The following is a 14,285-nucleotide window of genomic DNA, read 5'->3' on the forward strand; positions in this document are numbered from 1 at the left end:
CGGTTTGCGACGATGTGGAGCGATCATGCGTTGGCACGGCGCATCACGGCAGATGCTAAAACCGCCTCGGTGCAAACCAATGGTTAGCACCCTGGGGTTATCCCGAACCCGCCGGAATGCCGCTATGCTGTGCGCCCAGTGCGTCGTTTGAGTGGAGCCAAATCCATGCGTCTGAGCCAAGTCCAGGACTTCATCGCCGTGGCCGAGCACGGCAGCATCCGCGCCGGGGCCCGTGCGCGCGACGTGTCGGCACCGGCACTGACCAAGAGCATCCGCCAGCTGGAAGAGGAGCTGCATGTGCCGCTGCTGACCCGCACCACCCGCGGCGTGGTGCTGTCGCGCTACGGCGATGCCTTCCTGCGGCGCGCGCGGCTGATCGCCACCGAGGCCCGCAAGGCCAGCGAGGAAATGGCGCAGATGCTGGGCGCGCGCAACGGCGTGGTGCGCGTCGGCACCACCCGCGGCCCGGCGCATGTGCTGCTGCCCGCGGTGGTCAAGCGCTTTCGCGTCCAGCACCCCGACGTGCTGGTGTGCATCGACAGCTGGGGCTACCCGACCCACCTGGACGAACTGCGCTCGGGCGTGATGGACATGGCAGTCAGCCCGGTCCCGGATGAGGGCATCGAGCGCGAATTCACCTGCGAGCCGCTCTACAACAACGACTCGGTCGTGATGGCGCACCGCGAGCATCCGCTGCGCAACGCCCGCAGCCTGCGCGAACTGATCGGCTCGGACTGGATCCTGACCGGCCAGCGCATGCACGGCCCGGGCGCCGCCATCCTCGATGCCTTCCGTGAACGCGATCTGCCATTGCCGCGCGTGGCAGTGCGCTGCGACACCATCGGCATGATCGAGCACCTGATGCAGGACCGCCACCTGCTGTGCATGCTGCCGCGCCAGATGGTGGCAGGCCGGCTGGCCGCCAATGGCCTGGTGCCGTTGCCGATCGAGGACAAGCTGCCCAGCCACACCGTCAGCCTGATCTACCGCGCCGATTCGCCGATGACGCCGGTGGCGGCGCAGTTCGCCACCTTGCTGCGGCGTGAAGTCCACTATCTGTCCAACCTGCCTGACAGTCCGCTGCGCCGACTTGACTGAAGGCAGCCGCTACCGCAGCGCGCGCCGGCGGGGAACTCCCTGCACCCGCGCGGTGCTAACCAGCGGTTTACACATGAAATTCCAAAACCTCCGCCGGGCCGCACCGGCGCTTGGTTTGCGGCCGGTTCGCCGCATCCCGGCGGGATTTTCCCCAATCCCCGGGATGCCCCTTCTTGCGTGACAGTTGCGCTGGACGCGACCTGGTTCGCGGAGGAGGCAAGCATGCAGGACATTGAGGACCGGCCGGCCGCACTGGTCACTGGCACCGGCATCGAAAGCGTCGGCGACGGCGTGTGGCTGCTGCACGGACAAGGGCAGAGCTTTGTCGCCGACGTGGGCGGCGGCCTGCTGGTGGTCGACAGCGGCCCCGGCGGGCGCGTCACGCGCGGCATGATCGAGGCGCTGCGCACGCAGACCGGGCTGCCGGTGCTGGCAGTCTGCTACAGCCACGGCCATATGGGCTACAACGCCGGCCTGCAGCAATGGCTGGACCACGCCGCCGCGCGCGGCGAGCCCGCGCCACGGGTGCTGGCCCACGTCAACGTGCTGGCACGGCAGGCGCGCTACCGCGAGACCCAGCGCATGCAGGAGCGCATGGCAGAGATCCAGTTCCGCCAGCCGGCCGGCGCGCTGGCGGGAAAGCTGGTCCACATCGAACCCACCGAGACCTTCGCCGATGGCCTGACCCTGGGCCGGGGCGAGCGCCGCGCGGAAATCCTGTGGGCACCGTCCGAGACCGACGACGCCGTGGCGGTCTGGCTGCCGGGCCGGCGCCTGCTGTACGGCGGCCCCGCGGTGATCGATTCGATCCCGAACATCGGCACCCCCTTCCGCACCATGCGCGACACCGTGCGCTGGGCCGATACGCTGGAACGCTTGGCCGGCCTGCAGCCGCGCACCGTGGTGCAAGAGTTCGGCGCCACGCTGCAGGGCGAGGAAGAATGCCAGCGCGTGCTGTGCCAGACCGCCAGGGCCCTGCGCTGGCTGCGCGCGGAGGTGGTGCGGCTGATGAACGCCGGCTGCAACGAACGCCAGGTGCTGGCCGCGCTCAAGCCGCCGGCGGACCTGTTCGACCAGCCCTGGATGCGCCCCACCTATGGCGATCCCAGCTACATCGCGCGCGACATCTACCGCTCTGAGAACGGCTGGTGGGACCGCAATGCCACCACGCTGCATCCAGCCGCGCCTCAACAGGCGGCCGCCGAGATCGCCGCGGCCGTGGCCGACCATGGCGCACTGATCCGCCACGCGCAGGCCCTGGCCGCGCGCGGCGACACGCAGCTGGCGCTGCACGTGATCGACGTGCTGGCGCTGGCGCCCGATGAAACGCCCACCGTGCGCGAGGCCCGCCAACTCAAGGCCGCCTGGCTGCGCCAGCGCGCCACGCAGATCCGCAGCTATGTGTCGCGCAGCCTGTACGGCGCGGCCGCCGACGCGCTGGAAAGCGACGCGGCGGACAACTTCGGCATGCACTAGGGAGACGCCATGCCCCGAGCAATGAACCCGGCTCCGACGGAACTGCCTGGCAACGCCGCGCGCCGGCGCGACGTGCTGCGCGCGCTTGCCGCACTTGGTCTTGGTGCTGCGGCCGGCCCGCTATGCGCCAGCAATGCCTGGCCCGCCAAGCCCATCCGGCTGGTGGTGCCGGCCCCGCCCGGCGGCGGCACCGATCTGTTCGCGCGCGCGCTGGCCGCATCGCTCGGCAAGGCGCTGGGCCAGACCATCGTGGTCGACAACAAGCCCGGCGCGACCGGCATCATCGGCAACGATACCGTGGCCAAGGCCAGCCCCGACGGCTACACGCTTCTGTTCACCTATGCCGCCACGGTGGTGATCAACCAGACCCTGCAGCCCAAGCTGCCCTATGACGGCCTGCGCGACCTGTTGCCGGTGGCGCAGGTCGGCGCGGGCGGCAATTTCCTGGTGGTGACGCCGGACTTCCCGGCGCGCACGCTCAAGGAGCTCGTCGCCCACGTGCTCAAGCGCCCGGATGCATACGACTACGGCTCATGGGGCATCGGCTCGGGCGGCCACCTGACCATGGAAGCCCTCAAGATGCAGACCGGCATGAAGCTGCGCCACGTGCCGTACAAGGGCGTGGCGCAGATCCTGACCGACATGCAGGGCGGCGTGGTCAAGGTGGCCTTTGTCGATACCTCGTCGTCGCTGCCGCTGATCCGCGCCGGCAAGCTGCGCGCGCTGGCCATCAGCGGCACGCGCCGCGCGCCGGCCACGCCGGACGTGCCGACCATGACTGAACAGGGCTACCGGTTCGATACCGACAGCTGGTATGGCCTGTTCGCGCCGGCCGGCACCAGTGCCGCCATCGTGCAGCGGCTCAATGCGGAAGTGACCCGCCTGCTGGCTGACGCGCCCATGCGCGAGCGCTTCCTGCAGCTGAACATGGGCATGGCGCCCGCCAGGAGTGCCGAGCAGTTCGCGCAGACCGTGCGCGACGACGTGGGCGTGTGGGGCAAGGTGATCCAGGCCAACCACATCACGGTCGACTGAAGACCACCGGGGGGCGCCGCGGCTGGAGGGGCTTGCCGCATGAACCCTGGCGCTGCGCTTCAGTGCGAGAACAGCACCGGCACCGTCATCGACTCCAGCACCACCCTGGTCACGCCGCCCAGCACCAGCTCGCGCAGCCGGCCGTGGCCGTAGGCGCCCATCACGATCAGGTCGGCACCAAAGTCCGACGCTCGCGACAGGATCAGCTCACCGATGGCCAGGTCGCCACCGCCCGGGCCGTGCTCCACCTCAACTGCCACACCCTGTCGCTCCAGCACGTGCACGGCGTGGCTGACCGGAGTGGCATCGGCACGCGACTCCCTGGCGGCATGGGCGCCCAGCACCCGCGCGCGTGCCCCCGCCAACAGCGGCAGCGCGTCGTGCAAGGCACGCGCGGCCTCGCGGCTGCCGTTCCAGGCCACCAGCACGCGTGTGCCCACGGTGGCGAAAGCGCCGGAACAGGGCACCACCAGCGCCGGCCGGCCGCTCTCAAGCAGCAGCGCCTCCAACAGCTGCCGCGCCACCGGGCCTTCAGCGTTGTCGGCGTCATACTGGCCGGAGACGATCAGGCCGGCCTCGCGCGCCTCGCGCAGCGCCAGTGGCACCGGATCGCGCTCGACGGTGCGCCAGTCGCAGGCAACCGCCAGCTCGCGCGTGGCGGCCGCGAAGGCACAACGCATGTTCTCGCGCTGCAGCCGGCGCCGCTCCTGGTCTTCGGCCAGGCAGCGCTGGGCATTGTTCATGCGGTAGAACCAGCTGGGGTCTGGCACGCGCCCGGCCAGCAGGCCGATCAGCGGACACTGGCTGGCGGTGGCAAGGCGTGCCGCAACCTGCAAGCGCTGCATGGCCTGCCGGTTGCCGTCGAGATGGACCAGGATGCTGTCGTACGCCATGATGCCCTCGCGTCCGAATCTTTTGCTTTCAGTCTAGGCCGCGTCGCAGGCAATGCATGCCGACTTGCCGATCGCGCCAGCAATGGTGGTGCGCGGTGCGCCAGCGCCGGCACGAACCAGTCGACTTCCTCCTATATCGATGTCGGAACCTCACCGACGGCGAGCGTGCAGGCCAGCCACTAGTATGCATTCAGCAACCAGCACGCCCCCACGAATCCTGGTGCCGCAAGCGGCATCGTGGCCGCGGCTGCGCGCTGCGTGGACCGAGACCGCAAGCACAGGAGGAGCGCCATGGACCGCCGACAGTTTCTCAAGTGGGGAAGTTTCCTGACCGTCACCGTTGCCACCGGCGGGCTGAGCGCCTGCGGCGGCGGCGACGACCCGGAACCCGACACCGGCAATCCGGAAAATTTCAATTTCGTCCATGGCGTCGCCTCGGGCGACCCCAAGCCCGACAGCGTGGTGGTATGGACGCGGGTGGAAGGCAGCAATGGCAAGCGGCCGGTGGTGGTGCGGCTGCAGGTGTCGGCGCAGCCTGACTTCCCGCCGCCGAGCCTGCTGGTCAATCAACCGCTGATGGCCCTGCCGGACTGGGACTACACCATCCGCAACAAGGTCACGGGCCTGAGCCCCGGCACCCGCTACTACTACCGCTTCCTGCTGGGCAACCGCCCCAGCACCGTCGGCCGCACCCGCACCGCGGCAGCGGCCGGCACGCCCTTGTCACAGCTGCGTTTCGCCTTTGTCAGCTGCCAGGACTGGAATGCCAACCACTGGGCCGGCATGGAAGAACTGGCGCAGCAGGACCTGGACTTCATCGTCCATGTCGGCGACTACATCTACGAGGCCGTCCCGGGCGGCTCGCGCGCCGGCAATGTGGAGGATCGCCACGGCGTGCTGCAACTGCCCAATGGCACCGCGCTGCCGGACGGCAGCGTCTACGCCACCACGCTGGACGACTATCGCTACCTGTACCGCAGCTATCGCACCGACGCGCGCCTGCAGGCCCTGCATGCCGCGTTCCCGATGATTGCGATCTGGGACGACCATGAATTCTCGGACAATTGCTGGCAGGACCGGCAGACCTACGACTCCGACGACGACCTGACGCCGCGCACCGCGCGCCGGCGCGCTGCCAACCAGGCGTGGTTCGAGTTCATGCCGGCCGATGTCAGCCTGGACGTCAACAACCCGTCGTTCCAGAACATCCAGATCTATCGCTCGTTCACCTTCGGCAATCTCGCCACCCTGCTGATGACCGACGAGCGCCTGTACCGCGCCGACCACATCATCTCCGAGCAAGCCACCGGCCGCGCAGTCGGCGCCCTGTACTTCGTCCCGGCCGAGACACTGGCTGCGGCCGAAGCGCAGAAGATTGCCGCCGCCGGCGGCACGCTGACACCGGTGTCGATGCTGGGCGATGCGCAGCGCGCGTGGTGGCAGGACCGCGTCGGCGCCGACGCCACCGCGTGGAAGCTGTGGGCCAACCAGTTGTCGCTGTTGCGCATGCAGGTGGATGTGATCCAGGCGGTGGCACGGCTGATCGCCAGGGCGCTGGTGCTGGCCAACAATTCCCTGTCCTCGCTGGAGAGCGCCATTGCCAATGCGCTGGCCGACGACCTGCGCGCGGCCAAGACCGCCGGCACCTATGCCAACCTGGCCTACACGGCGCTGCGCAATGTACTGGCGCAGGTCGGCATCGACAGCGCCACGTTCGATGCCAACATCAAGCCGCTGATCGAAAGCCGGTTGCCGGCCATCGCGCTGCTCGACCGCTTTATCCTCAATGCCGACCAGTGGGATGGCTACAACGCCGAGCGCAAGAACCTGATGGCGTTCCTGAAGAACAACGGCGTGCGCAATGTGGTGGCGCTGAGCGGCGATATCCACGCATTCTTTGCCGGCCAGGTGATGGACGACTACGATGCGGCGACGCCAGCGCCGGTGATGGTGGACCTGGTCACGGCCGGACTGTCGAGCAACTCCCTGCTCAGTTCATTCCGCTCGATCGTCGACAACGACCAGGCCTTCGCCGCACTGCGTGAACTGGTCTACAGCGACGTGGGCGGCACGGTGGTGAACACCTTCGACACCACCTTGCGCACCTTCAACGCGTGGCTGCGCCATGCCGACTCCAACGCCGAGGGCTACACGCTGGTCACCCTGACGCCCGAGAAGCTGAGCTGCACCTTCCATACGCTCAAGCCGCTCGAGGGCGGCACGGCGCCGGCGCTACCTGCCACGGCGAGCACGCGGCTGCTGGAGGTGGCGGCGGGAACCGCGGATGTAAGCGTGACATAGCCACCCGGACGGACCGGCACGCCGGGCGCTCAGTAGCCCGCTTGCCGGTCCACCTGGTTCAACAGTTCACGCCCGTCGCGCGCGCGCCGCAGGTTCTCGATGCATTGCCGCGCCACCAGTTCGTACGAGGGGTCGGCCGCGATATGCGGCGTGGCCTCGATGCGGGGATGGTTCCAGACCGGATCGTCCGCCGAGGGCGGCTCCTTGGCGAACACATCAAGCGCCGCGCCGGCAAGGTGGCCTTCGTCGATCAGTGCGACCAGGTCTGGCTCGACCACATGCTCGCCACGCCCGACGTTGATCAGGAACGCCCCCTTGGGCAGCCGCGACAGCGTCTGGCGGTTCAGCATGCCCTCGGTGCGCGGCGTCAGCGGCAGCGTGCAGACCAGGATGTCGCTGTGCGCGAGCATGGCATCCAGCCCGTCGTCGCCGGTGAAGTCGGTCACGCCGGGCAGATGCTTGGCGCTGCGGCTCCAGCCGCTGACCGGGTAGCCGATGGCGGCAAACATGCGCGCCACCTCGCTGCCGATCTCGCCCAGCCCCAGCACACCCACGCGGCAGCGCGACACATCGCGCCCCGGGTGGCGCTTCCATTCGCCGCGGCGCTGCTGTTCGGCGTACCGGCCGAGCGCGCGGGTATGGCGCAGCGCCATCGCCAGCACGTAGTGGGCGATGCCGGCCTGCTGGCCGGGATCGACGATGCGCGTGACCGGCATGCCAGGCGGCAGGTCCGGCGCCGCCAGCAGCTTGTCGACGCCCGCGGTGGCAGCGCAGACCAGCCGCAGCTTCGGGTAGGCCGGCAGCACGCCGGGCTTCAGGCCCCAGGCGATGATGGCTTCGACCTGTTCCGCGACGGCGGCCTCGCGGCCGTTCCACACGGTGATGTCCGGCGCGGCTTCGCGCAGCGCGGCAGTGATGGGAACCGCCATGAACGACGGCAGGTGAACGAGGATGGCCATGGTCAGTTGCGGTAGTCAGGGTTGATGCGGTCGAGGCGGCGCAGCAGGCCCGGCCAGGCCAGGTTGGAGCCCTTGCCCTTGGTGGCCTGGCGCGCCTGCTGGCCCATGTTGGCGCTGGCGGCTTCGGGCACCATGGTCAGCGGCGTGCCGCCGCTTTGCGCCAGGATCTGGATGCGGCAGGCGGACTCGAGCGTGTACATGGTCAGGAAAGCATCGGATACCGTGCGCCCGCACGTCAGCAGGCCATGGTTGCGCAGGATCATCTGCTTGCAGCGGCCCAGGTCTGCCACCAGCCGCGCCTTTTCGTCCTCGCGCAGCGCCACGCCTTCATAGTCGTGGTACGCCAGCCCGGTCAGCGCGAACATCGACTGCTGCGAAATCGGCAGCAGGCCCGCCTGCTGCGCCGAGACGGCGACGCCGTGCGAGGTATGCGTGTGCATCACGCAGCCGACTTCGGGGCGCGCCTCGTGCACGGCGCTGTGGATGATGAAGCCGGCCGGGTTGACGTCATACGGCGTTTCCAGCACGGGCTGCCCTTCGTGGTCGACCTTGACCAGGCTCGATGCCGTGATCTCGTCGAACATCATCCCGTACGGGTTGATCAGGAACTGGTCCGGCGCATCGGGCACGCGTGCCGAGATATGGGTGAAGATCAGGTCGTCCCAGCCGAAGTGGGCGACCAGGCGGTACGCGGCCGCCAGGTCCACGCGCATCTGCCATTCGGCGTCGGAGACGCGGTCCCTGATTGAATCGACGAGCTGGATTTGCGCCATATGCGTACCTCCCGGGGGCATGTGAGTCATTGAATCGATGCATTGTCCGGGCGCACCGCGCCAAAGTCTGTTAAGTATTGGACAATCTCGGCTCCAGCAGGAGAGCGATGTGAAGGCTGATGTGAAGAGTGGATCGAGAGCGGTGGAGCCGGCGCGCACGCTGCCGCGCAGCGTGCTGGCCAGCGGCTGGCTGCGCAATGCGCCGCCGGGCGTGCTCGATGCCGTGGCGAACGCCGCACGCCGCCTGCGCTTTGGCGACGGCGAGATGATCTTCGCGCGCGGCGATCCGCCCACCTACTTCTGCATGGTGCTGTCGGGCCGGGTGCGCATGAGCCGGGTCAGCACGGGCGGGCGCGAGTCGGTGTACTCGGTGATCGGGCGTGGCCGCTGGTTCGGCGAGATCTCGCTGCTGGACGGCAAGCCGCGCACGCACGACGCCTTCGCCGTAGGCAATACGGAACTGATGGTGCTGAGCCAGCGCGACTTCCACCGCATCCTGGCCGCGCATCCGGAAGGCATGCAGCTGATCGTGCAGCAGATCTGCGCGCGCCTGCGCGTAGCGTTCGACCACGCGCAAAGCGCGGCGCAGGCGCCCATCGACGCGCGCATGGCGGCGCGCCTGCTGGAACTGGCCGACCGCACCGACCATGTCGTGCGCATCAGCGCTGAGGACCTTGGCGACATGGTCAACCGCTCGCGCCAGACCGTGGCCAAGTACCTGCAGGCGTGGGAAGATGCGGGCCTGATCCGCCGCGAGTACCGCCAGATCGAACTGCTGGACCCCGCGGCGCTCAAGCGATTGGCCCGGCGTTGACGGCCGCGCAAGATTTGCAGGCCGCGCGCGCAATTAACCTGCCCTGGCCGCAATGGCAAGGCTGGTTAACGACCGTTGCAAAATCAAACAGAATGTCAGGTGCTGCGGCGCTACAGTGACTGTTCCCTTGCCTGTAGGCGTTCTAGGAGGTACACGAATGAAGCAACATCTGGCGAAATCCCTGGTCGTGGCTGGCGCGATGATCGCGTCCTACCCGCTGTTTGCGCAGCAGGCTCAGCCCCTGCAGCCGAGCCAGCCGATGCCAATGACGCAGCCGATGCAGCCGATGCAATCCAGTCAGCCGGTGCAGTCCGCCCAGCCCGTGCAAGCCATGCCGTCGGCAGCGCCGTCGGCCCAGGTGGCACCCGCAGCGGGCGGCAGCTATGCCCAGGCTCCCATACAGGCGGCCCAGCCGGGCATGGCGCCGGCAGCCGCCGACCCGACCATGGCAGGCAGCCCCGCCTCGGCCGTGGACCCCGCCAGCATGAGCCTGGCCCCCGATGCGCTCGGCTCGCGCCTGGGCCAGCGCAGCGCGTTCCTCGACGGGGCCTGAGCTCCCGTCTCAGCGCAGGCCCGCATCGCGCGGGCCGCGCGCCACACTCGCCCCGCTTCCCCGGCTCGCGCCGCTTCAGGTCGCTGCGGCCGTCTGCCCCTGCTGCTGCAGCCACTCCAGGAACGCGCGCAGATGCAGCGGCTTGTCGGCATCGCGCGGCACCAGCGCATGATAGGTATTGCCCGGTGCGCGGATGGCGGCAAACGGCGTCGCAATGCGCCCGCCCGCGCGGTCCGTTTCCAGCGTCGGAAAGGTGCCGATGGCAAAGCCAAGGCTGTCCACCACCGCCTGCAGCGTGACAAAGAAATGGTCGAAGCGCAGCGTTCGCACCGGCAGCAGCGAGGCATGTCCCGCCTGCTGCAGCCACGATTCCCAGCTTCCCGGCCGGGTCTCCGTATAGAGGAAGACGCCCTCCACCAGGTCCTCTACACCTTGCAACGGCACCTGCTCCAGCATCGCCGGACTGGCGATCACCGTCTGGTACTCCGAAAAGATCGGCACTGACTCGAACTGTTCGCCACGTTCGAGGGTGCGCCGTATCGCCACGTCAAAGGTGCCATTGAATCCTGTCTCGTTGCTGAAGGCGGTCGACACACGCACGTCGACCTCGGGCTGCCGGTGCCGGAAGTCATCCAGCCGCGGAATCAGCCAGCGCATGGCAAAGGTTGCCGGGGCATTGACGCGCACCACCTTGCGCGTGGCGATGCGGCCATAGCGCTCGGAAGCGGCGCTGATCTGGTCGAACGCCGTGCTGATCTCGCGCGCGAACGCCTGCGCGTGGACAGTCGGCACCATGCGCTGGCCCTGGCGGATAAACAGCGGCTGCCCCAGCCATTGCTCCAGGATCTCGATCTGCCGGCTGACCGCGCCATGGGTCAGGTGCAGCTCGCGCGCGGCCGCCGAATAGCTGCCGGCGCGGGCGGCAACCTCGAAGATGCGCAGGGCGTTGAGCGGGGGCAGCTTGTGCGGCATTGTGAGATTTCCTGACAGAATCTGGAAAATAAACTCGATTGTGAGAGTTTATCGCCTAACTTAGCATGGGTCTCAGGCAAATCCCCTTCACAATCCTTCCGCAAGAGACGCCATGAGCACCCAGATCCAGGTCAACGGCCACCACTACCAGCTTCCCGCCCGGCCCACCGTCATCGTCTGCATCGATGGCTGCGAGCAGGAATACATCAACCTTGCCGTGCAGGCGGGCGCCACCCCGTTCTTCGCCAGCCTGGCCAAACGCGGCACCGTCCTGACCGGCGATTGCGTGGTGCCGTCGTTCACCAACCCCAACAACCTGTCGATCGTGACCGGCGTGCCGCCGTCGGTGCACGGCATCTGCGGCAACTTCTTCTACGACACCGAAGCCGGCGCCGAAGTGCTGATGAACGACGCCCGCTACCTGCGCGCGCCCACCGTGCTGGCTGCGGCAGCGCAGGCCGGCGCATCGGTGGCGGTGGTCACCGCCAAGGACAAGCTGCGCGCGCTGCTGGGCCACAGCCTCAAGGGCATCTGCTTCTCGGCGGAGAAGGCCGACCAGGCCACCATCGAAGACAACGGCATCGACGACGTGCTGCGCAAGGTCGGCATGCCGCTGCCCTCGGTCTACAGCGCCGACCTGTCCGAGTTCGTGTTCGCCGCCGGCGTGGCCTTGCTGGAAACCGTCCGCCCCGACCTGATGTACCTGTCCACCACGGACTACATCCAGCACAAGCATGCCCCGGGAACGCCGCAGGCCAATGCCTTCTACGCCATGATCGACAGCTACCTGCAGCGCCTGGACGCGCTCGGTGCGGTCATCGGCGTCACCGCCGACCACGGCATGAATGCCAAGACCGATTCGCTGGGCAAGGCCAACATCCTGTTCCTGCAGCAGGTGCTGGACGAGCGTTTCGGCACGGACGCCACGCGCGTGCTGCTGCCGATCACCGATCCCTACGTCGCCCACCATGGCGCACTGGGCTCCTACGCGACCGTGTACCTGCCTGCCGGCACCGATCAACAGGCCGTGCATGAAGGCATCGCCGCACTGCCCGGGATCGAACTGGTGCTGGACAAGCGCGCCGCCAGCGAGCGCTTCGAACTGCCGCCCGACCGCATCGGCGACCTGGTGGTGGTCAGCGAACGCCTGACCGTGCTCGGCACCACGCCGGCGCGCCATGACCTGAGCGGCCTGGATGCCCCGCTGCGCTCGCATGGCGGCCTGTCCGAGCAAAAGGTGCCGCTGCTGTTCAACCGCAAGGTCACTGCGCCCGCAGGCCAGCGGCTGCGCAACTTCGACATCCTGCGGCTGGCGCTGAACCACGCGGACTAAGTCCGGTGCGTGCCGGCCTGGCCGGCACGCTTCCTCAACAAGCAGATAAAGGTGGCCGCGAAGACAGCCACCACCAGGGGGCGGCGCCATGCAAATCCTGCTTTCCCTGATGTCCGGGGTCGCACTACTGATCTGGGGCGCGCATGTGACGCGCCACGGCATGCTGGACCTGTTGGGGCCGCGCTTGCGGCTGGTGCTGGCCGCGGGCACGGCCAGTCCCGCGCGTGGCTTCGTGGCCGGGCTTGGCGTGACCGCGCTGATCCAGAGCAGCAGCGCCACGGCGCTGATGACCAGCGCCTTCGTTGCAGGGGGCCTGGTGTCGTTGCCGGCGGCACTGCCGATCGTGCTCGGTGCCGACGTCGGCACCAGCCTGATGGCGCGTCTGCTGACGGTCGATATCTCCTGGCTCTCGCCACTGCTGCTGGTGATCGGCATCGCACTGCGCCTGTCCGGCAAGGCCAGCCTGCGCGGACAGGCCGGCGAAGTCATCGTGGGACTGGGGTTGATCACGCTGGCCTTGCAGCTGATCCGCCTCTACGCCGCGCCGCTGCTGCACGCCGAGATCGTGCGCGCCATCTTCACCTCGCTTGGTAACGACGCACTGCTGGCCCTGGTGATCGGCGCCTTCGTGACCTTGCTGGCCTACTCCAGCCTGGCCGCGGTATTGCTCACCGCAACGCTGGCCATGGGCGGCGTCATCGGACCTGCCACCGCCTTGCCGCTGGTGCTTGGCGCCAATCTGGGCAGTGGCCTGATTGCCTGCCTGGCCAATTCCGGCAGTTCGCCTGCCGCGCGACGGGTATCGCTCGCGAACCTGATCTTCCGGTTCGCGGGGATACTGGCATTCCTGCCGCTGCTGGACGCCATCCCCTGGCTGCTGGCGCGCCTGGGCAGCAGTGCCGGCACCATGGCCATCGACTTCCACATGGCCTTCAACCTGACCCTGGCCGCAACGCTGATCTGGTTTGTCAACCCGGTGGCGGCCCTCTGCACCCGATGGCTGCCTGAGGCGCACGACGACGCAGCGCCCGGCGGCGCGCGCTACCTGAGCCAGGGCGACCTGCGGCACCCGTCCGTCGCGCTGGGCAATGCCACGCGCGAGGTCGTGCGCATCGGCGACGTGATCGAGGAAATGCTCGATGGCATGAAGCTCTCGATCGTGGGCAACGACCGCGCCGCTAACGCCCGCTGCCGCGCGCTGGACGACCGCATCGACGACCTCTATTCGTCCGTCAAGATGTACCTGACCGACGTCGACGCCGGCAGCCTCGACGGTGAGGATGCGGAACGCTGGGATGCGATCATGCTGGTCAATATCAACCTGGAGTACGCGGGCGATATCGTCGAACGGATCCTGGTCGACCTGGACCAGCGCAAGCTCACCCGCAACTTCTGCTTCTCGGCCGAGGGCAGCGCCGAACTGCTGGAACTATGCGACATGCTGGTGGCCAACCTGCGTACCAGGATGTCGCTCTTTGTTGCCAACGACCGCGCAGCTTCGGCATTGCTTCTCGAATGCGCCGGCGACTTCCAGGCGCGCGCCGAGCGCTTCACCGCCCGCCACATTGCCCGCGTCGCGCAGCGCCGCACCGCGAGCGTGGAAACCAGCGCATTGCACCTGGACACCCTGCGCGAGCTGTCCCAGATGAACGCGCTGCTGTGCGCCGCGCCGGCAGGCATGCCTGGCGCCCTGCGCGAAGACCCTTCGTTCCTGGCTGCCGGCAACCACGGCACGCCGCACGCAAGTCCCAGGCCAAGCTCAACATGACCCATGTCGCCTACAAGGGCGGCGGTCCGGCCATGCTGGCCGCGATGGGCGGCGAGGTCACCCTGACGATCGAGACCATTGCGGAATGATCCCGCGCGTCAAGTCTGGAAAGCTCAAGGGGCTGCGGTCACCTTGGGCCAGCGCTCGGCGGCACTGCACAATTGCCGACCTTGTCTGAATCGGGCATAGTCGCGCCGCATCTTCAGCGTGCCTGGCCAAGCTGCTCCAGGATGGCCGGATTCTCCAGCGTCGAGGTGTCCTGCGTGATCTCCTCTCCCTTGGCCAGCGACCGCAGCAGGCGCCGCATGAT

General features: G+C 68.2%; 12 protein-coding genes. 8 read left to right on the forward strand and 4 right to left on the reverse strand.

Annotated elements, in window-relative coordinates; genetic code table 11:
• Nucleotides 1–165: 165 nt before the first annotated feature.
• The 3 genes from AC3WRR_RS29880 (at nucleotide 166) to AC3WRR_RS29890 (ending at nucleotide 3,609) form a co-directional block, all read left to right on the forward strand.
• Nucleotides 166–1,098 (forward strand): LysR family transcriptional regulator, encoded by a 933-nt coding sequence (locus tag AC3WRR_RS29880; protein WP_010813374.1) that lies wholly within the window; start codon nucleotides 166–168, stop codon nucleotides 1,096–1,098.
• Nucleotides 1,099–1,320: 222 nt separating this feature from the next.
• The gene (locus AC3WRR_RS29885; RefSeq protein ID WP_454749371.1) at nucleotides 1,321–2,574 is read left to right on the forward strand and encodes an alkyl sulfatase dimerization domain-containing protein; all 1,254 of its coding nucleotides are present in this window, start codon (nucleotides 1,321–1,323) and stop codon (nucleotides 2,572–2,574) included.
• A 9-nt stretch (nucleotides 2,575–2,583) separates the two neighbouring features.
• The gene (locus tag AC3WRR_RS29890; protein ID WP_037023885.1) at nucleotides 2,584–3,609 is read left to right on the forward strand and encodes a Bug family tripartite tricarboxylate transporter substrate binding protein; all 1,026 of its coding nucleotides are present in this window, start codon (nucleotides 2,584–2,586) and stop codon (nucleotides 3,607–3,609) included.
• Nucleotides 3,610–3,668: 59 nt separating this feature from the next.
• Here the strand turns inward: AC3WRR_RS29890 and AC3WRR_RS29895 are convergent, their stop codons facing one another.
• Nucleotides 3,669–4,502 (reverse strand): universal stress protein, encoded by an 834-nt coding sequence (locus AC3WRR_RS29895; protein ID WP_439669804.1) that lies wholly within the window; start codon nucleotides 4,500–4,502, stop codon nucleotides 3,669–3,671.
• A gap of 291 nt (nucleotides 4,503–4,793) precedes the next feature.
• Here AC3WRR_RS29895 and AC3WRR_RS29900 point away from each other — a divergent pair, with 291 nt between their 5' ends.
• Nucleotides 4,794–6,803, forward strand: coding sequence for an alkaline phosphatase D family protein (locus AC3WRR_RS29900; protein ID WP_439669803.1), 2,010 nt, complete (start codon nucleotides 4,794–4,796; stop codon nucleotides 6,801–6,803).
• Nucleotides 6,804–6,832: 29 nt separating this feature from the next.
• On the opposite strand, the gene AC3WRR_RS29905 is transcribed toward AC3WRR_RS29900, so the two are convergent.
• Complete coding sequence (locus AC3WRR_RS29905) at nucleotides 6,833–7,762, reverse strand: 2-hydroxyacid dehydrogenase (protein ID WP_011616835.1); 930 nt, start codon at nucleotides 7,760–7,762, stop codon at nucleotides 6,833–6,835.
• A 2-nt stretch (nucleotides 7,763–7,764) separates the two neighbouring features.
• On the reverse strand, nucleotides 7,765–8,535 hold the full coding sequence (locus tag AC3WRR_RS29910; RefSeq protein WP_010813368.1) for a class II aldolase/adducin family protein: 771 nt from the start codon (nucleotides 8,533–8,535) through the stop codon (nucleotides 7,765–7,767).
• 109 nt (nucleotides 8,536–8,644) lie between these two features.
• On the opposite strand from AC3WRR_RS29910, the gene AC3WRR_RS29915 reads away from it, so the two are divergent.
• A complete protein-coding gene (locus AC3WRR_RS29915) occupies nucleotides 8,645–9,349 on the forward strand; it encodes a Crp/Fnr family transcriptional regulator (protein ID WP_011616834.1) in 705 nt (234 codons plus the stop codon).
• 157 nt (nucleotides 9,350–9,506) lie between these two features.
• Nucleotides 9,507–9,902, forward strand: a complete 396-nt coding sequence (locus AC3WRR_RS29920) for a hypothetical protein (RefSeq protein WP_010813366.1) — start codon at nucleotides 9,507–9,509, stop codon at nucleotides 9,900–9,902.
• Between the two features lie 75 nt (nucleotides 9,903–9,977).
• Here AC3WRR_RS29920 and AC3WRR_RS29925 read toward each other — a convergent pair whose 3' ends face one another.
• A complete protein-coding gene (locus tag AC3WRR_RS29925; RefSeq protein ID WP_010813365.1) occupies nucleotides 9,978–10,874 on the reverse strand; it encodes a LysR substrate-binding domain-containing protein in 897 nt (298 codons plus the stop codon).
• Nucleotides 10,875–10,986: 112 nt separating this feature from the next.
• Between AC3WRR_RS29925 and phnA the strand changes: the two genes are divergently transcribed.
• Both phnA and AC3WRR_RS29935 read left to right on the forward strand, forming a co-directional pair.
• Nucleotides 10,987–12,207 (forward strand): phosphonoacetate hydrolase, encoded by a 1,221-nt coding sequence (gene phnA / locus AC3WRR_RS29930; protein ID WP_010813364.1) that lies wholly within the window; start codon nucleotides 10,987–10,989, stop codon nucleotides 12,205–12,207.
• 88 nt (nucleotides 12,208–12,295) lie between these two features.
• Nucleotides 12,296–13,975: a Na/Pi cotransporter family protein gene (locus AC3WRR_RS29935; protein WP_010813363.1), complete on the forward strand. Its 1,680-nt coding sequence runs from the start codon at nucleotides 12,296–12,298 to the stop codon at nucleotides 13,973–13,975.
• Nucleotides 13,976–14,285: the final 310 nt, after the last annotated feature.

The sequence above is a fragment of the Cupriavidus sp. FW305-3-2-15-C-LB2 genome, assembly GCF_058787575.1.